The sequence below is a fragment of the Candidatus Nanosyncoccus nanoralicus genome (assembly GCF_004138405.1).
GTDB lineage: Bacteria > Patescibacteriota > Saccharimonadia > Saccharimonadales > Saccharimonadaceae > Nanosyncoccus > Nanosyncoccus nanoralicus.
In genome coordinates this window covers 1-17569 of sequence record NZ_PRLL01000009.1, presented here as the reverse complement: position 1 = coordinate 17569, position 17569 = coordinate 1, and the positions used below count along the sequence as shown (strand labels likewise).

Below are 17569 nucleotides of genomic sequence, written 5' to 3'. Positions count from 1 at the left end.
CGACGAATGAAGGAATCGATGAACTGCATCGGCCCTGGGCGATAAAGGGCAACCATAGCGATGATGTCCTCAAAACTAGAGGCCTTCAGATCCTTAAGATAGCGTTTCATACCAGCAGATTCAAGCTGGAAGACACCAGTGGTTTCGGCATTCTGTAAGAGCTTATAAGCTAGTGGATCATCGAGTGGTACGTTATAGAGATCAATATCGTCGTGATAAACCTTGCGAATCATACGCAGGGCATTATTAATCACCGAGAGGTTAGAAAGTCCCAAGAAGTCCATCTTAAGAAGACCTAATTCTTCGACCTGCGTAGATGGATATTGTGTGGCGAGTGGGCCCTTGGCGGAGACTTCGAGTGGTAGGAATTTTACGAGATCATCAGGAGCGATCACAATACCACAAGCATGGACACCATGTGAACGGATAGTACCTTCAAGTTTTGAGGCATAATCAATGACCTGTTTGGCAACTGGGTTATGCTCATATTCATATTTGAGGTCTGGAGTATTAACAATGGCATCAGTCAACTTAACATGGTGACCCTGGATGGGGTCTGGCACCAGTTTAGCGATGCGGTCAGCTTCGGCATAAGGCACTTCAAGGACGCGAGCCACGTCGCGCACGGCGTTTTTAGCCATCATTTTACCAAAAGTAACAATGTTAGCAACACGTTCCTTGCCGTACTTGTCGGTACAGTAGTCAATAACCTCATCACGGCGAGTATCCTGAATATCGGTATCAATATCTGGCATAGAGATACGATCAGGATTTAAGAAACGCTCGAAGAGCAGATCGTACTTCATAGGATCTAGCTCGGTAATACGTAAGGCGTAAGCTAGGATGGAGCCTGCGGCGGAGCCACGACCGGGACCATAAATAATACGGCGAGTCTTTCCCCACATAATAAAGTCTTGCACAATCAAGAAGTAGCCGTTGTAACCCATTTTGTCGACGACCGCCAATTCATAATCAATACGTTCGAGAATTTTTTCAGAAAGCAGTTTTCGACACTCTTCAATCGAGAGTTTTTCCGCTTCTTCCTGAGTAACGCCACCATAGCGGAAGGCGAGTCCACGAAAAACAAGCTTATCTAGATAGCTTTTCTCAGAATCACCATCTGGAACTGGGAACTTAGGAATTAAAATCCGGCCGAGTTGAATTTCTGTATTACAACGTTCGGCAATTTTCCTTGTATTTTTGATTGCTTCAGGATAGTCCTTACTCCAACGATCAATAATTTCCTGTGGTGGAATGACGTGTAGCTGAAAATCCTTCAAGGTCATACGATTAGGGTCGGAGAGGTTTGCGGCCGTACCAATACAGAGCAGAATTTCATGAGCGTCCTGATCCTCGTGTTTGAGATAATGGCCATCACAGGTTACCACTAGTGGTAAACCAGTCTTTTTAGCGATTGCCTGCAAGCCACGGTTGATGCGATCTTGCACATCCCAGTGGGTGGGAGAATCTGGGTGACCATGATCCTGCATTTCAAGGTAGAAACGATCCTTATAGACTTTACTATACCAGTCCACCAGTTTTTCAGCGCCCTCCATGTCGCCGTTTTTAAGACGCACGGAAATTTCGGAGCTTGCACAGCCTGAAAGACAAATAATTCCCTCGCTGTATTTTTCCATAATTTCGTGATCAATACGAGGTTTATAATACTTACCATTAACCTCTGCCTCGGTGGCTAGGCGACAGAGATTCTCAAAGCCTTGATCATTCATTGAAAGAAGAGTGATGTGATAACGGACCTTATCGTAGGCTGGATCACGATCAAAACGTGATCTTGCGGCAACATAGGCTTCAAGACCAAGGATAGGTTTAATCTCAGCAGCCTTGGCTTCTTTATATAACTCAATCAGGCTGGACATGGTGCCATGATCGGTAACGGCAACCGCCTGCATTCCCTGTTCTTTAACATAACCGATTAAATCTGGAACCTTAGTAAGACCATCTAGTAGACTGTAATGCGTGTGGTTATGTAGGTGCACAAAATCACTGGGGCCGATTTGATGATTTGGATCATCTAATTCACAACAAAAATCGCGATAAGCCTCTTCCTGGCTTTTTTGATCTGTGTTTGTTTCTACCTCACTTGACATTTACCTTACACCCATTTTCCCGTTAAAATACTCTCTTCAAATTTAATTGAAGAGAATATTTGTAATTAATTTAATCTTTACTATTTTGCTTCTTCGGCTACTTCAGCTACATCTTCGGCAACTTCTTCAACGACACCTAGAACTTCATCTTCGGCAGTTTCTTTTTTCTTAAATAATTTATCAAACAATTTTTGACCACCAACTTTGGTGTCCTGATAGAGCTTCTGGCTGGTTTTTTTGGTTTCATCAAGGGCTTTCTTACCCTGCTCTTTCAATTCCTGACGTGTTTCCTTGCCGGACTTTGGAGCGGTGAGAATACCTGCGACAAGACCAGCTGCTGCACCTAGGACTACACCTAAGAAGAATTTACTATTATCTTTTTTCATATTTGTACTCCTGTTTAATCTGTTTATTATATCTATTATAGTCGATTTTGAGCGAACAGTATAGGGGTCTAGTTCTTAGCTTTTGGCTTTACGCTTTTAATTGGCGTTTTCGTGGCTTTAGTTGCTGCGCGTCTTGCAGATTGCCTAGTTATATCTTCTTCTTCAAACTCATCAAAATAGGATTTTTTAGGCTTGCGATCAATTTTTAAGAGGTTGAATAACTTTCTACCGATATATTCTGTGACGAACCCCTTAGCAAGTGGACCAACTGACGTGAGATCCTTAATATTATCAGCCACATCATCTGCCTTATCAAATATAGACTGACCAGTTTGTACCATAATTTCAATTTCAGAAAGTAAACTAGTGAACTTAACCAGAAAAACGATGCCGACAATTAAAAAGATCAGTAGTGCAACTGATAAGAACATGACTAGGATCCATTCGGCAAGATTCATTTGTGACTCCATTTTAGATAACCTTTACGCTTATATTGTATTATATTTTGTAAATGTATACAACTAAAAAACACCCGCTTGGGGTGTTTTTTAGTGGTTTGACTATAATTATTTTTGAAGAAAATCTACAAGTGCTTCACCATAGTCTTCAAATTCGGTTGCATAATAAAGACTAGCTAGGTTGTAGTTTTTTGGATCACCAGTAGTCATCCAGTGACCTCTTGTCTTCTCAACATAAACATTGCCATCTTTGACCATGCGCGTAATAGCGTCAACAGTCCATAATTCACCATCTAGGCCGGTATTTTTTGGATCAAGATACTGGAAGACATCTGGCGTGAGGAGATAACGACCATAAGAAGTGAGATTGGATGGAGCATCTTCAATTTTTGGCTTCTCGACGATGTCATGCAGGGTCATTTTAGTCTCATCTTGAAGACGAATGATACCATATTTGTTCAATACTTCCCTAGGCATTTCCTGAGCAATAATAATTGCCTGTGCATCTTGATGCTTAGCGTAGGAATCAATTAGGGTTTTAACATCGGAAGTACCGAAGACTACGTCATCCGAGTAAGCGACAATGAAGGCTTCATCATCACGAATAAACTTACGAGCTGAGGCAATTGGAGAACCGTTTCCGTATGGATAGGACTGGTCCTGTTCGATCACAGTAATTTTTGGATAATCAAGGATTTCTTGAATCGGAGCATAACGGTCTAGCTTACCCTGCGCTTTTAGTTGCTTACGAATGTGATTTACAGAATTGTTAAAATAATCTTCGTAGATTGGCTTACCCTCGGGCGTGGCAACGATAATAATCTCTGTAATACCGGCCTTTATACATTCATCAACAACAAGTTGCATGATTGGACGATTTCCGAGTGGCAACATAGCTTTTGGAATGGTTTTAGTGATCGGTAAAAAACGGCTAGCAAAACCAGCATCAGTGATGATAGCCTTGGTTGGCATTTTATAGTTCATATTTTTCTCCTTGAGACATAATTATAACATATTTACGTTTATAATGCCAGTTTTTTGAAGAAGAATGAGAGGGGTGCCTATCTATATTTAAGCCTTCTTAGCGGTTTTCTTCGCGGTTTTCTTGACCGTTTTTGTTGTGGTTTTTGAAACTGGGGTTTTTAATTCCAGAGTCTTTGATATCTTCTTTTTTGCTGCAAGCTTCTCACTACGATAATCTTTACTCTGTTCATTATTATGTACGGAATAAATGAGATTTACTACACCAAAGACCATCATATAAGAACCAAAGTATTTAATGAAGGGGATGGTACCGAGGTGACCGGTATTTAGGATAACGACGCCCATAATGCAGGCGCAGATGCCAGCAAGAATCCAGATAAATTTATCCGTAAGATCATCAATGGCTCTAAGTCCGAGAATGATTTCAAAAATACCACGTAAGATTGTATAGGCGGCAATAACAACAAGATGCCAGGCAACATTTTGCTCGTAGGTAAAGAGAAGAGCGAGGCCGGCAGAGATTTCTAGGATAGCCATCACTAGTGAGACACCCCAAGTATTTTTTGTACGTGTACGTGCTAAGAGATTCAATAGTTCGATAATTCCGAGCGAAAGGAGCACACTGCCGACAACGATTACTAGTGTCTGAATATCGCTGGAACTAGTGAATAAGGCGAACCAACCAAACAATAAGGCAACAATCCCCTGTAAGGCAAAAATACCCCAGTGACTATCAATATACTTTAGTTTTGTAGACATAATGCTCCTTGGTTATAATTCTTATGTTTATTTTAGCACGTTTTATAATTACTGAAGAAAATAAGATTTAAGCTACTGCAACGGCTTGACGTTGAGTTTGATAATTTGGTACAAAGGAGACCAGGGCACTTGGCATAATTTCAGCGATAACGGTGGTAGCTTCGTATTGATAATTGTCATATTGTACCGGTTTTTCTGGACCTTTTTCCTTGGGCTGATAACTTGCGAGGAAGGTATTGTACTCTAAAAGCCCAAGCGCAACTTCAGCCTGATCTTTTGTCATGCCAGTGTAGCGTGCTACAATGCCGGAATCAGTGAAATCGAGTGGGTTTTTCTCGAAGTAGCGATTAAGGTAGCCAGTGACCGCAGACTGCTCAATAAGACCTGCCGCCTCCAGGACACGTTGATCTTCGGAGTAGCGAGAGAAATATTTATACTTCTCTTTGACACAGTTTTCACCGGTGGTCCAGCCAATATTTGCTGCTTCCTTACCATTATAAATGGTTTGAGTGATACCGCCAACCACGGGAACAGCTCCAATTTCAGCACCGGTATAGGATTTAATAATGCCAGAACCTACGCCAGCTGAACCACTTGTAGCTTCAGCAATATTACTATCGGCAACCCCATAATGAGATTCACGCACAGCACAGGCAAGAGTCCATTTGGCTAGTTCAGAGTTATCTTTAATCTCTGGATTACCATTATTAACGTTCTCATCTATTTTATCCAATTCGAAGTTTTCCGCACCAACTTGATCAAAAACCTCATCGGGCGGAGTCCTCATTGTAGAGTAGTCGGTGGTAATGTAGTTATTACAAAATGCATCCATGGCTAAAGGTTCCTCAAATGCATTACCAGAAGGACAGTTATCGTTTATAGAAGTCTTGATTTGGTTAATATCGTCAGCAGCAGCCGTTGGAAGAAGGCGAGAAATTGAGGATGCGACCGTACTGTTTATCTTTGAAAATGTGGTAATTGGTGAAGACATCGTAGTGGCGAGTGGAATAAGAGAATTCATTAGACTGCCCATAAAAGTATGCGGAGAGGATGGATCCAGCGGGCTTTTAGTTTGCCTATCATAACGAGACTCACTTGCAATTACTGATTGCTGTTCATGGTATTGCGCAATGAGAGCCTTCTTGGTTGCCGGAAGCCCAGAACTCATACGTTGCTGAATGCCGGTATACATATTAAAGCCGCTATTTATGGCGTAACCAGCATCCTCACCGACCATGTTACTAACTAAACTCTTTGCTAAGGCGCGTGCAACATATGGAGCAATCATAGAAACTAACACACCAACCGAAGCAACAATAGCAACAGTGAGAGCTTTTTTCATTAGCATTTTGCCCATTTCACCAATAATTATAGATATACCAGCGCTTGGAATGGCAGCAGCGATTTCAGCGATATCAGCAAAAATACCTAGTAGATCGCCTGTAGTTTGCAATGCGATGCAGCCTTTATAGGTGTTGAGACTTCCGGCGGCTTGACTTAGCAGCTTTCCAAGAGTTTGCGGGACCTGGTTGATGTCACTTGATTGAATTTCATCACTATGAAAAACGGCCTGCTGCATGGCATTTTCAGTATTAAACTTCCTTGCGACTGGATCAGATGATTTTACCTTCAGTTGGCCATTACTAAAGAACTGACTAATGGCAGAGCTTTTCATTGCCGAACTAGATTCTTTACCTGGAATAATATTGCCGCCCATGTCACGAGTTGGGCCATCCGTATTGAGGCCTTTATTATAGAAGTGAAGTTCAGTCGAGCCATCGCCAGCTTTAGTCTTATGGACCGCTTCAGTATAGCCGGTGACGTAATTTAGAACCTTGGAACGCATGAGGGCGCCCACAGTTTGTGAAATTGTGTTAATTACTTTAAGCACGGTACAAGCGTAGCCGAGGCCAGTTGTAATAGCAGAGGCACTACCGATGGTGGCAGCGGCTTTTTTGGCGCGAGACTTCAGAGCGCTTTCAACTGCTGGGGTGTCCATACCTTTGGTTAATGCACTTGAACCTTCGTCGGCAGGCACACGATTCGGCTCTTCGGCGTCGGCATCCGAGTCATCAACATCAATTGACCCCTGGGAGTCTTCCGCCTCTTCCTTTAACCCATCTTTTTCAGCATTGGCCGTAATCTCCTCGTCAGAGGCATCCTTTTTAGTGTTTGCTTGACGGTTACGTCCGCCATTATTTAACATAACATCAACTTTTTCAGCTATTGAATCAAACCAACCCGCAACATGACCTTTTAGAGTTCTGGTTGACCTTTCTTCGGCTTTGAAAAAATTATCATTAACATCAAGGGCCTGCCTAAAACCCATTTTATTATCGGAGTCAACATTAATTTTAGTGGTGACTGGCGTTGACACACCGTCGGCATCAATTTTATTGGTTGTAAATTCGATAGTATCCGGAATCCTTGATGCATCTTCGTTATATGCGGAAACCACCATCGGTTTACCGTCGGGCCCATCATTATAGACTAAAACATTGAGTGGCTTTCCATCAGTGCCAGTCGTCTCGAGATAATTAATACCGTTAGCAGCGAGCTTTTTAGACATTGAAGCAGAGATTTTAAACTTATCCTTACCAAGACCAAAAAGACCCTTAGTAGTTATTTTCGAATTTAGGCCACCACGCAACATTCTTGGTAGAAGATAAGACGAGCGTGCGTTCATACTATAATGCGTAATATTAAACTGCTGTAAGCCATTGGCGACTATGGCAAAAGATGAGAGACTGGTGGCACCAGAGAAAGCAACCATCATAAAAAGCAACATTCCCAAAATCGCCCCTAAGGGACCATATTTTTTTGTAGCTTTTATTTTAGCCTTCTTATCTTTGCCGTCTTTTTGTCGATAAAATGAGTTTTCAGTCTGCCCACCTGCAGCCTCTGCGGCTCTAGCATCATCTGGGGCTGACTGATTGAGGGCAGATTCTTCGGCGCTTTTAGCAAGATCCTGTGCGTCTTTCTGCTCCGCAACCTTCTTAGCTTGATTATTACCCCATGCGCTATCACTATTATCCGTCGTAGAGTCTACATTTGATTTTTCGAGATTCTCAGAAAATGACTGGTTACCGAAACTATTTTCATCAGGTCGACCAATATTCTCTGCCATATTACTTATGATTATACTATATTTTTTTAAAAAGCTAAACAGAATGAAACTCAGATTTTAAACATGACGAATTTTTCGACGTATGGTTTCAATAAGATAGGTTTTTAAATAATATTGTTTTTTATCTAAGATAAGATCATGGGCTGGAAGGTATTTTAATTCGGATACACCAAAGCCACGCTTAAAGACGGAAACGCCATAAAAGCGATGTTTTGTATCTTCTTCATCAACGATTCCCCAGAAGTTATAACGAGTAATGCCGCGCTTTCTTGCGTCGCGCATGGCCTGCATATGAAGAAGTGGGGCGCCAGAATACTTTGTCCCGAGTTCTGAAGAGACTCCGTAATGGTATGAGGCCTCGTTGCCGTAAAAAATCATGAAATTTTCTGCCAAAATTTCACCGTCCTTTTTAGCAATATAAAGGACAGCCTCTCCGCCTTTTGCAAAGGCTGCGAACTGTTTAGTAAGAAATTCTTCGGAAAAAGCATAGAAAGAATGACGTTTGGCGGTCTGGAGTTCAATCTGATAAAACTCCTTAATTGCTTCGGGGTTGGTGGAGGTTTCGATTGTTATTTGATTCTTTTCCGCTTTTCTTAAGGCTCGACGAAGACGTTGCCGCATATTCGCCATGATTTCATCTTCGGATTTGTGTAGATCCAGCACACCAGCATATTCAACAGATAAATACATTGGAGCTTTTCTAAAATTATGCTCGTTAAAAATTTGGGCGGAATCCTGATTATATTCTAGTTGTGGACGCACCCGGACAAAGACACATTGTAGGTTCTTTGCAACGTTTTTCATATCATCAAAAACCTGTTTCACTAGGCTCTGATCTTGCCAGTCGAGAATAGGACCGCCGGCGATAGCTAGGTGACGGCCCCTTTTAGCTGGCTCAACTTCACCGGCATAGGCGGCGACAATCTTTCCGTCGCGCTTAAAAGTCCGTCGGACAATTTGATGGTTAATGCTCTGGTAAAATTCGTAAAAATCCCATGATTGTAAAAAGTTTGCTTCTTTAAAGCTGGTAATAAAAGCATCCCATTCTTTTTTGGAAGTACATTCTTCGACGGTGACTTTTGGCTTAGTTGTTTCTTTCATGTTTTTCCTTTTATAAATGACGTCGTTTTTTACGGATGGTCTCAATTAGACGATTAAATTGATAACGTAATGGGCTCACCGAAATATCTTGAGCCGCAACATAGGTGAAGCGGTGCTCGGAGAATCCAGTTTTAAAGGTGGTAACTCCAGCATAACGGTGCTTTGTTTGCCCTTCCGGAGCGATTCCCCAAAGATTATAACGCTGGATACCCCGTTTTTTAAGGTCACGCATAATTTGCCACTGCAATGCATAGGCGCCTGGCAATTTGCGATTAAGTGGCGTACTGGCTGCCTCGTAGTATTCTGCCTCTATTCCATCAATCAGGATAAGACCATAGGCAATTGGTCGGTGAGTTTCGTCATATGTAACGTACAATCTAAGATCTTCTGCGAAGCTATCTTTTAGTGCTTGCAGCTCTTTTTTGGTGGGGGGAATAAAGTTTTGACGTTTTGCGGTGTCTAACTGAACCTGATGAAATTCCTCCAGGATACCAGCATCATCGGAGCGATCCTCTACAGTGATTTTTAGCTTTTCAGCACGGCGCACCTCGTAGCGGGTCTGTCGTCGGAAGGTGGCTAGGAGGTCTTCTTCGGTTTTTGTTAAGTCGATCATAACGGTATGCTCTGCGCCTAGATGGAACGAAGCTTCAATTGAACCTAGTTGCTTTAGAATAAAGCGATTTTCTTCGGAATCAGCAAGGGCTGGACGAAAACGGATGAACGCGCATTTATATTGCTTGGCAATTTGGAAAATTTCTTGAAAAACAAGAGCAACAATGACAGGATCCTGCCAATTAAGCAGGGGTCCATTAGGGATTTCTAGGAATCGACCACGCTTGGCGTCCTTAATAACCATAAGTACTTTGACATGACCATAAAACTCGCAGAGAAGCACTCGGCGGCCTAGAAATTCGTTATACTTTTGCCAGCGAGGAGATTGCAGAAAGTTTGCAAGGTCATAATCCCGAATCTGATTATTCCAATCTTGTTGTGTTAGCTTGACTAAGCTCTTTGTAGTTTTTTGGCCTTTTGACAAAGCCACAGAATCTTTTTTGAGAAGCTCTGGCTGTCCTTGTTGATTGACTTTTACTTCAACTAGCTGTGGAGCAATGATCTGCCAAGCTTGTTTCAGCTGCAAAAATGAATAATTCGTTGGAAAATTAATTAGATGTTTGGCCACCAACGTAGCAACAGGGCAGTCGTTTTCATTGAAATCTGATTTTTTAAAGTAGCGCTTAGGCGCCACTGGCGAGTCGTACCAAACTTCGTCAAAGAAAAAGCCGGCTTTTTTTAGTTCTAATAGAACACTGTTTCGATCCTTAACAAGAAGCGGGTAGCGTAAAATTGAATGATATTTTTGACTCTTTTGTAGCTTTTTTAGTAAATATCTTGACTGCCAATAACTGAGTCGGCGTTCAAAATCAAGCTCAGCGTCGGCAGAACGTTGAATTAGTTTTAGTTTCAATAGAGCAAGAATCCAGATTTGACCTAAATTAAAACGACCAAATGAGAGATAAGAAAGCGTGCGGGAGATGAGAGCAAACAATGGATAAAAATTATCTCGTAAGGAGCTTGAGATCTTTGGTGCGCGACTAGCGATATTTCGAGAATCCAAGAGGTGATTCTTGGAAGCTACTCGCATGATTAGTGCTCCACCAGAAGTTGCATCCAGTGATTTTCCCTTACCAAAAGAAAGGACAACGGCGTCACCAATATTTCCAGCAAGACGTCCGTCCGAATAATGAATGTTGTATGAATGAGCAAGGTCTTCAATAAGAAAAAGGTTATGTTCTTTTGCTAACTTTTCAATTTCCACTATTTCTGCTGGGATACCAAGATTATTTTGAACAATGACGGCTTTCAGGTTGGGGTATTTCTTAATGCATTTCTTTAGGGCGTTTGCATTAAAATGTAGGGTTTTAGGGTCAATATCTAGGTAAATTGGTTGGTATCCGGCAGCCCTGATCGCCTGTACAACTGCAAAACAGGTTAGTGAAGTAATAGCAACGGCTGGAAGCGATTCTTTTCTTGAAGCTGTTTCTGTCTTAACTTTTTTATCAACAGAAGAATCCTTGGATACTGCTGGGATTTGCGAGATTAGAGCCAAAGAAAGAGCGGTACGACCAGAATGAAAGAGGTAGACATTTTTTTGGTCAACTTGATACTGTTTAGAAAAAAAATGTTTTAATTTTATATAATCCTTTTTTGTACCAAAACTTGCAAGAAAACGCAGGGTTTCTTTAAGATTAAAATTATTAGCACGACCTAGGAAAAAATGTTTCACCTCTTTGCCTCCATAACTTCACTAATAGCAAGAGCGAGTCCTTCCGGATCACAAATATAGGGTGCGTGTGTCCAATTTGAAAATAACTTGAGGCGGCTCTTTTTGATTTGCTGATGCATTTTTTGCGCATGCCTTGGAGGGGTGATTTTATCTAATTCACCCCAAAGAATATCGGTTTTTACTTTAACCTTGGAGATATCTAGTTGGCGGTCCGAATCCAGCATATTAGTCAAGGTTTTTTTCATGTTCTCAGGAGCCTTTTCGTAATCACCAGCACCAATGATACGATGAAGCAGTTTGCGCAGAATTTTAATCTGTTTTAATGGCGCAAATAGCTGGCTGATTGCTCTTAAAATATCACGTTTTTTTGAAGGCTCATAAACACCAGCGGCGTCAAGTAAAATTAGATGAGAGACCCGCGCAGGTTGCCTTGACAAGAGGTTTAATAAAATTCGACCTCCGTTACTATGACCAAGAACCACTGCGTCTTCTGGTAATAATGAATCGGCCCATTTAACATATTCATCGATATTCCACACTTTTTTACTGGGATCAGTAAGCCCGGGGACGTGTAACATCTTTACCTTAATTTTATAGTTGTCATTTAAGAGTTTAATGGTTTTATTCCATGGCTCCACGGAATAGGTCCAACCATGAATGATGTAAAGTGTTTTTGTCATTAATTTAATCCTCGTTTTTGTCGTCTTTTGATCGCAGCTTTTTCGCGTCTAGGTAGCTTCTTAGCGTCGGCTGGATTTTTTAAAATCTTCTCAATGATCCATTCGAGATACTGAGAGCCTTTAAAGAGAATTGTTTCTGAGCCACTCAAATGTTTCTCTAGATAGGCTAAGGCTTCTTTAGGGTCATTAGTCACATAAGGGACAATGCCAGCTTCTTTCAGAAGTGGCGCCGTATACTTCTTAGTGCGACGACCGATTAGAATAATTTTTTCTGGTTTTACCTTGATAATTTCAGCGGCGAGTTTTGCATGTTCCTGCCCCTCAATACTACCCTGATCTACAATATCACCAATCACAAGCCACTTATGCTCCACCTTCATAGCTTTAAACATCTCTAAAATTGATTTTACTGAAATTAGATGAGCGTTATAACTGCTATCGATAATCTGAACGCCATTTTTGCCTTCAAAATATGAATTACGGCCTGGTGCTAGACGAAAATCTGAAAGATCTGAATCTATTTTGATTTTTAAGTATTCAGCCAACTTTTCAAGCATAACTAACTGAATAGTAAGGTCTTTTGAAAGAGGTCGGTTAAACTGATACCGCCTTGTTTCACCACTTTCGGCAGATTGAATCTCAAACTTAGTCTGATTTGGCATTACCTGATATTTTACAAGATCTTTTTTGGAGCATTTAATTACTCTAGCCTGAGTAAGTCCTTTTTGTTTAATGCTGTCGAGGGCACGAACCATCAGTTCGACATCGTTATCGATAATCACAAGCTTCTGTGTATGTTCTGGCAGCATAGCGAATTCGTGGGTAATAGCTTTATCAAGATTTTCAAAAAGCCCATCTTTTACTTGCTGCTCGAATTGGACTGCATGCGATAAGCCAAGAGAAATCCATAATGTGACCTCAGGTTTAAGCCAGGAGGCAAGGAATTCAGCCTCGTGTGGCCTTTCCCCATCAATTTCAACAACATAAAACTCCTCTTTATGTGTATAAAATATTGATTTAATTGGTGCGGCAATAAAAAGATAAAGCCACTTTAATTTTGAACCAGTTACGCCAGTTAATTTTAGAATATCAAAAGCAATACCATAGGCGGAGTTAGCATCATGAGAATAATGGGCGCGATCTTTCAGGATACATTCCACTAAGTTCAACATGGTTGTTTTACCGACGGATCCAGTAATGGCGATCACACGAGGTCGCCAGCGACGAAATGAGATGTTAGCAAAAAATCTGAAATAGGAAGCTACTAGAAAGTAAAATCTTTTCTTTAATTTCATCACTGGAGTCATACCGTCATTTTAACATAAAGACGATGAACTTGGCAAAGGGGGTTATTTTTGGATTGAAGAGAAGAAGCGAGCGGCACGTTCGGTCTTAGGGTGGTCCATAACCTGTTCTGGAGTGCCATCTTCGATAATTTTACCATGATCAAGAAAGATCATACGGGTGCCAACCTCACGAGCAAAACTCATTTCGTGAGTTACAATAACCATAGTTAAGCCCTGCTTGGCTAGGTTGCGAATGACATCAAGAACCTCGCCAATCATCTCGGGATCAAGTGCCGAAGTCGGCTCGTCGAAGAGAATAACTTCCGGGCGCATAGCTAGTGCACGTGCGATAGCGATGCGTTGCTTTTGACCTCCGGATAGATTCTGTGGGAAAGAATCAGCTTTATTGGACAAGCCTACCATTTTAAGTAGTCTTCTAGCTTCCTTATCGATATCCCGTTCTTTTTGATGAAGTAATTTTTTAGGTCCTAGCTTGATATTTTCAAGTACGGATAAATTATTGAAAAGGTTGAAATTTTGGAAGACCATTCCAACTTTACGTCGAATTTGATTTAGATCCACACCTGGCTCCGTAATATCTACACCGTCAATAAGAACCTGACCAGAAGTGGGTGTGGCTAAAAGATTAAGACATCTTAGAAAGGTAGACTTCCCAGAGCCACTAGCACCAACAAGGACTACCACCTCGCCATCATGAATCGTAAGATTAACGCCACGTAATACCTTAGTGTCGTCAAAGTTTTTATGAATATTTTTAGCAACAATGGACATTACTTTTCCTCGTCATTATTTAATTTCTTTTCTAACCTAAACATGACCTTCGAGAAGATGAGGGTAAGCGCAAGATAGAGGATGGCAGCGGCGACTAGCGACTGAAAGGCGGTAGCTGTGAGTGAGCGTATATCATCTGCTCCCCGCATAAGATCACTTAGCCCAATCCAACCGACGATTGAAGTTTCCTTAAACATAGTGACCCCTTCGCCAATAAGTCCTGGCATGGAATTCTTTAGTGCTTGAGGTAAGACAATATAATACATGGCCTGAAGATGAGAAAATCCTAGCGAACGAGCTGCTTCAAGCTGTCCTTTATCAACGCTTTCAATGCCGCCACGAATAATCTCTGCAATATAAGCAGCACTGTTCATTGCAAAGGCGATAGCTGCAATGATTAATTTTGGCATAGTTCGCATTGAGCCAAACACTACATAATACATAATTAGAAGTTGTACGAGTACTGGGGTTCCCCTAATGAGACTGATGTAAATTTGAGCAAAAACCTGAAATGGATTAAAAGCCGTGATATATCTTAATAACTTTGAGGTCTTCTTTTTTTGAAGGTGAGACAAAAAAGCAAAGGGAGTAGCCCTTGAAGTGCGGAGCAAAGCAAGTATTAAACCGAGAAATAGCCCTACTATAACTGAGATAGTAGTTAAGACGATAGTTACTTCTAGTCCATGCCAGAGGTAAATCCATCGACCATTGCCAAATATTACTTCAAAGAAATTCATTATAACTGCCCCTCCGCGGTACCAAAGTGTTTCATTAGGATTTTTTGCATGCGACCATCTTCTCGCATTTCTGTAATCACATGATTAACCTGATCTAATAGCCGCTGGTTCCCTTTCTTGATAGCAACGGCATAAGGCTCACGACTAAGCGGGAGATTGAGGATTTTTAGATTTGAAAAACCAGAAACATATTGAGCTGCCGGAGCGTTATCTAAAATCGCAGCATCAATGCGACCAGTCGTCAACTCTTGGAGGACATTAGGGACGGCCGGAAATTGAACGACTCTAGCACCTTTAATCTGCCTAGCCATTTGATCGCCTGTAGTACCCAATTGAACACCAATTAACTTATTTACTAGTTCATATTTATTTTTAATGTTACTTTCATCACGTACAACAATTTGCTGAGAGGCAACATAATACGGATCAGAGAAGAAGGCGTTCTTAGCACGATCCTCCGTAACAGACATCCCAGCTACAGCAAGATCAATCTGCCCGCTTTCTAGCGCTGGCAAAAGTCCATCGAAGGACATATCTTCGATTTTAAGCTCCGCACCTAAACTTTTAGCAATTTCTTCAGCAAGATCAACATCAAAGCCGACAACCGTATCGCCATCCTTATATTCGAAGGGCTTAAAGGTGGCATTCGTACCCATAACGAGAATATTGGAATCCTTGGAGACTACTGTCTCACGCCGCATAATGTCTTGGAACATGAAGAAGTTAAGAATTAAGTAAATAACAGCTAGACTAATTCCCAATATTTTTTGTTTTTTACCACCATTCTTCATATCACTAGTATACTAGATTTTAATTTATTTTCATAAAAAATAGCACCTAGGGTGCCATTTTTTAGATACTACTACATCTTAATTTCTGCATCTACACCAGCAGGTAGAGATAGATTCTGCAAAGCATCAATAGTCTTTGGAGTTGCGCTTGTAATATCGATTAAGCGTTTGTGAACTTTCATCTCAAAGGCCTCACCACCAGTTTTATAAACGTGTGGAGACTTGACGACAGTAAAAGTACTACGCTTAGTTGGCAGAGGTACTGGACCAGAGACGTTAGCACCGGTACGGATGGCGGTATCAACGATTTGTTTTGCGCTTTGATCAATCACGCGATGATCGTAGGCCTTAAGACGAATACGGATCTTAAGTCCTTCACTCTTGGTTTCAACCATATTATTCCTTCTAGCTCTATAACTTCAGATATACCTAGACAGTATGTCGATGAGTTTTTAGGGCTCAATTAAATTTTATAGTTGCATAATAATATATTATCTGGCTTAAGTCAAGTGGAGATGATAATAAATTGGTAAACAAAAATCCCCAGACATAGTCTGGGGACGGACGTGGCCGATTAGCTCTATGATACGGAGTAAAATAGATTAGCTTCGTTGTGGCTGTATATTTTAATATTAGATAAATTACAGCCAAGCTGATTTAGGCGCTCTAAGGTATACCTAATATTTGAACCATCACGCCCAACAATAGTACCAGCATCACCTTCGAAAACATCTAGATGCAAAATACCATTACGTAAATTGCGAACACGCTCAACGTTTATTATGTAATCATATTTTCTACCTTCAATCAGAAATAAGTTTTTCTCATCACTTAGAAGAATACCCAAATCTTCTCCATGACGAGAATTGATTACTACATGGTCCTTATTGCGGGGATCATAAACTGATTTAACCACTACAACTAAGTCTTTTGTATCTTTAATAAACTTAGCTAACTTGGCCGCTTTTCTAGTACGTGCTTTTTCCTGTTCGAATTTTCTTGCCTTTTCCATAGCCTGAAATTGATCAATCCATTTTAGCCCTTCCTTAAAACCATAATTTTGATAATAATCGAAAAGCCCTGGATTATACCTTGAAATCAAATCATCGGTCTCTAATTTATAAATAAGTCCTCTAATCTCATCTGGTTCTTGCCCAGAAATTAAGGCTATTTTAATTAAAAAACGAGCGGCAGATGTATCTCTAATTTCAAAGAATTGATGAAATATATCATAATCTTCTTTTGTAAGATTTATATACCTATAATTAAAAAGACTACGAATAGCATCAGCCTTGACGATTTGTCCAGATTGCTTTACTTCATCTAGGACTGATCTGAGGTGATCTTCACGGGTGCAGGTCTTCAGTCTTTCCGATATATACCATTGATAACAACCACATAGGCTCCACGCATGTTGAACTACCTTTACTTCACGTTCTGGGTTATTCATGAATTTAGCAATTAACTTCTCGAGAGAATCATTGTCGATTTCAAGAAGGTCGCGATACTTGAGAAATAGCTCAATATCCGATGTACGAAGTTGATATTCTTTGATCTGCTTCCAATCTATAGTATCTTCTGCTACTTTGCGACGGAGATGTAGATTTTGAGAGGTCTGTTCTGTGATGCGTAATACCTGCTTGATCAATTCGCCTGGCAAGGTAAGGATAAAATCCTGAATTTTATCAATATTAATATAGTTAAATTTTGAATTTCGATAAAATTCACCACTTTTCTCGTATTCTGAAACCCTAGACTTTAAATAGCCTATGACTGATTCACGCATTTTTTGATCACGCAGAATCTCACTAATGTCTTCGGACTCATGAAAGATATCGTCAAAGCGATCCTGCATAGTGTCTGCCGAAATGTAAAAACGATCATTTACATAGCTAAAGTCACCGACTGCCCTGTAGAATTTTAGCATATTAGCATTTTCATCTTCTTCTCTCAGATAAGCCATGAGCATACTAAAGTCGTGAACGCCATGTTCTATTACATCATCGTCTACCAAATATTGTTCATTGAAATTTGTAAACTTAATTTTAGTCAATCCAGTATCAAAATCCTCAATAT

15 protein-coding genes are annotated in these 17569 nt (G+C 40.7%); all 15 read right to left on the bottom strand.

What is annotated here, in order from left to right; translation table 11 throughout:
- The coding region (locus tag G3KMM_RS01765; RefSeq protein WP_129604754.1) for a DNA polymerase III subunit alpha at window positions 1-2108 on the bottom strand (2108 nt) is incomplete at its 3' end.
- An 80-nt stretch (window positions 2109-2188) separates the two neighbouring features.
- A complete protein-coding gene (locus G3KMM_RS01760; RefSeq protein WP_129604751.1) occupies window positions 2189-2494 on the bottom strand; it encodes a YtxH domain-containing protein in 306 nt (101 codons plus the stop codon).
- 68 nt (window positions 2495-2562) lie between these two features.
- Window positions 2563-2964 carry a hypothetical protein gene (locus G3KMM_RS01755; RefSeq protein ID WP_129604749.1) on the bottom strand — a complete coding sequence of 134 codons (402 nt, stop codon included), beginning with the start codon at window positions 2962-2964 and terminating at the stop codon, window positions 2563-2565.
- Between the two features lie 96 nt (window positions 2965-3060).
- Window positions 3061-3936 (bottom strand): UTP--glucose-1-phosphate uridylyltransferase, encoded by an 876-nt coding sequence (locus G3KMM_RS01750; protein ID WP_129604747.1) that lies wholly within the window; start codon window positions 3934-3936, stop codon window positions 3061-3063.
- A gap of 87 nt (window positions 3937-4023) precedes the next feature.
- Window positions 4024-4695 carry an HdeD family acid-resistance protein gene (locus G3KMM_RS01745; RefSeq protein ID WP_129604744.1) on the bottom strand — a complete coding sequence of 224 codons (672 nt, stop codon included), beginning with the start codon at window positions 4693-4695 and terminating at the stop codon, window positions 4024-4026.
- 67 nt (window positions 4696-4762) lie between these two features.
- On the bottom strand, window positions 4763-7822 hold the full coding sequence (locus tag G3KMM_RS01740; RefSeq protein WP_129604742.1) for a hypothetical protein: 3060 nt from the start codon (window positions 7820-7822) through the stop codon (window positions 4763-4765).
- 57 nt (window positions 7823-7879) lie between these two features.
- Window positions 7880-8923, bottom strand: coding sequence for a lipid II:glycine glycyltransferase FemX (locus G3KMM_RS01735; protein ID WP_129604739.1), 1044 nt, complete (start codon window positions 8921-8923; stop codon window positions 7880-7882).
- Window positions 8924-8933: 10 nt separating this feature from the next.
- The gene (locus tag G3KMM_RS01730; RefSeq protein WP_129604736.1) at window positions 8934-11207 is read right to left on the bottom strand and encodes a peptidoglycan bridge formation glycyltransferase FemA/FemB family protein; all 2274 of its coding nucleotides are present in this window, start codon (window positions 11205-11207) and stop codon (window positions 8934-8936) included.
- Window positions 11204-11887, bottom strand: a complete 684-nt coding sequence (locus tag G3KMM_RS01725) for an alpha/beta fold hydrolase (protein WP_129604731.1) — start codon at window positions 11885-11887, stop codon at window positions 11204-11206. Before G3KMM_RS01725 ends, G3KMM_RS01730 begins: the two co-directional genes overlap by 4 nt.
- Window positions 11887-13194: a glutamate ligase domain-containing protein gene (locus G3KMM_RS01720; protein WP_129604728.1), complete on the bottom strand. Its 1308-nt coding sequence runs from the start codon at window positions 13192-13194 to the stop codon at window positions 11887-11889. The genes G3KMM_RS01725 and G3KMM_RS01720 overlap by 1 nt, the downstream gene beginning before the upstream one ends.
- A gap of 42 nt (window positions 13195-13236) precedes the next feature.
- Window positions 13237-13965, bottom strand: coding sequence for an amino acid ABC transporter ATP-binding protein (locus tag G3KMM_RS01715; protein WP_129604725.1), 729 nt, complete (start codon window positions 13963-13965; stop codon window positions 13237-13239).
- A complete protein-coding gene (locus G3KMM_RS01710) occupies window positions 13965-14702 on the bottom strand; it encodes an amino acid ABC transporter permease (RefSeq protein WP_129604722.1) in 738 nt (245 codons plus the stop codon). The genes G3KMM_RS01715 and G3KMM_RS01710 overlap by 1 nt, the downstream gene beginning before the upstream one ends.
- Window positions 14702-15493, bottom strand: a complete 792-nt coding sequence (locus G3KMM_RS01705) for a basic amino acid ABC transporter substrate-binding protein (protein ID WP_129604719.1) — start codon at window positions 15491-15493, stop codon at window positions 14702-14704. The genes G3KMM_RS01710 and G3KMM_RS01705 overlap by 1 nt, the downstream gene beginning before the upstream one ends.
- Window positions 15494-15564: 71 nt before the next feature.
- Window positions 15565-15888: a 30S ribosomal protein S10 gene (gene rpsJ / locus G3KMM_RS01700; protein ID WP_129604716.1), complete on the bottom strand. Its 324-nt coding sequence runs from the start codon at window positions 15886-15888 to the stop codon at window positions 15565-15567.
- 185 nt (window positions 15889-16073) lie between these two features.
- The coding region (locus G3KMM_RS02795) for a hypothetical protein (RefSeq protein ID WP_164998471.1) at window positions 16074-17569 on the bottom strand (1496 nt) is incomplete at its 5' end.

What these genes read in the sequence shown, in the direction of transcription:
- G3KMM_RS01725 (WP_129604731.1), bottom strand. Translation starts at nt 11,887, where the DNA reads ATGACAAAAACACTTTACATCATTCATGGTTGGACCTATTCCGTGGAG.
- G3KMM_RS01760 (WP_129604751.1), bottom strand. Translation starts at nt 2,494, where the DNA reads ATGAAAAAAGATAATAGTAAATTCTTCTTAGGTGTAGTCCTAGGTGCA.
- rpsJ (WP_129604716.1), bottom strand. Translation starts at nt 15,888, where the DNA reads ATGGTTGAAACCAAGAGTGAAGGACTTAAGATCCGTATTCGTCTTAAG.
- G3KMM_RS01720 (WP_129604728.1), bottom strand. Translation starts at nt 13,194, where the DNA reads ATGACTCCAGTGATGAAATTAAAGAAAAGATTTTACTTTCTAGTAGCT.
- G3KMM_RS01705 (WP_129604719.1), bottom strand. Translation starts at nt 15,493, where the DNA reads ATGAAGAATGGTGGTAAAAAACAAAAAATATTGGGAATTAGTCTAGCT.
- G3KMM_RS01710 (WP_129604722.1), bottom strand. Translation starts at nt 14,702, where the DNA reads ATGAATTTCTTTGAAGTAATATTTGGCAATGGTCGATGGATTTACCTC.
- G3KMM_RS01755 (WP_129604749.1), bottom strand. Translation starts at nt 2,964, where the DNA reads ATGGAGTCACAAATGAATCTTGCCGAATGGATCCTAGTCATGTTCTTA.
- G3KMM_RS01750 (WP_129604747.1), bottom strand. Translation starts at nt 3,936, where the DNA reads ATGAACTATAAAATGCCAACCAAGGCTATCATCACTGATGCTGGTTTT.
- G3KMM_RS01715 (WP_129604725.1), bottom strand. Translation starts at nt 13,965, where the DNA reads ATGTCCATTGTTGCTAAAAATATTCATAAAAACTTTGACGACACTAAG.
- G3KMM_RS01735 (WP_129604739.1), bottom strand. Translation starts at nt 8,923, where the DNA reads ATGAAAGAAACAACTAAGCCAAAAGTCACCGTCGAAGAATGTACTTCC.
- G3KMM_RS01740 (WP_129604742.1), bottom strand. Translation starts at nt 7,822, where the DNA reads ATGGCAGAGAATATTGGTCGACCTGATGAAAATAGTTTCGGTAACCAG.
- G3KMM_RS01745 (WP_129604744.1), bottom strand. Translation starts at nt 4,695, where the DNA reads ATGTCTACAAAACTAAAGTATATTGATAGTCACTGGGGTATTTTTGCC.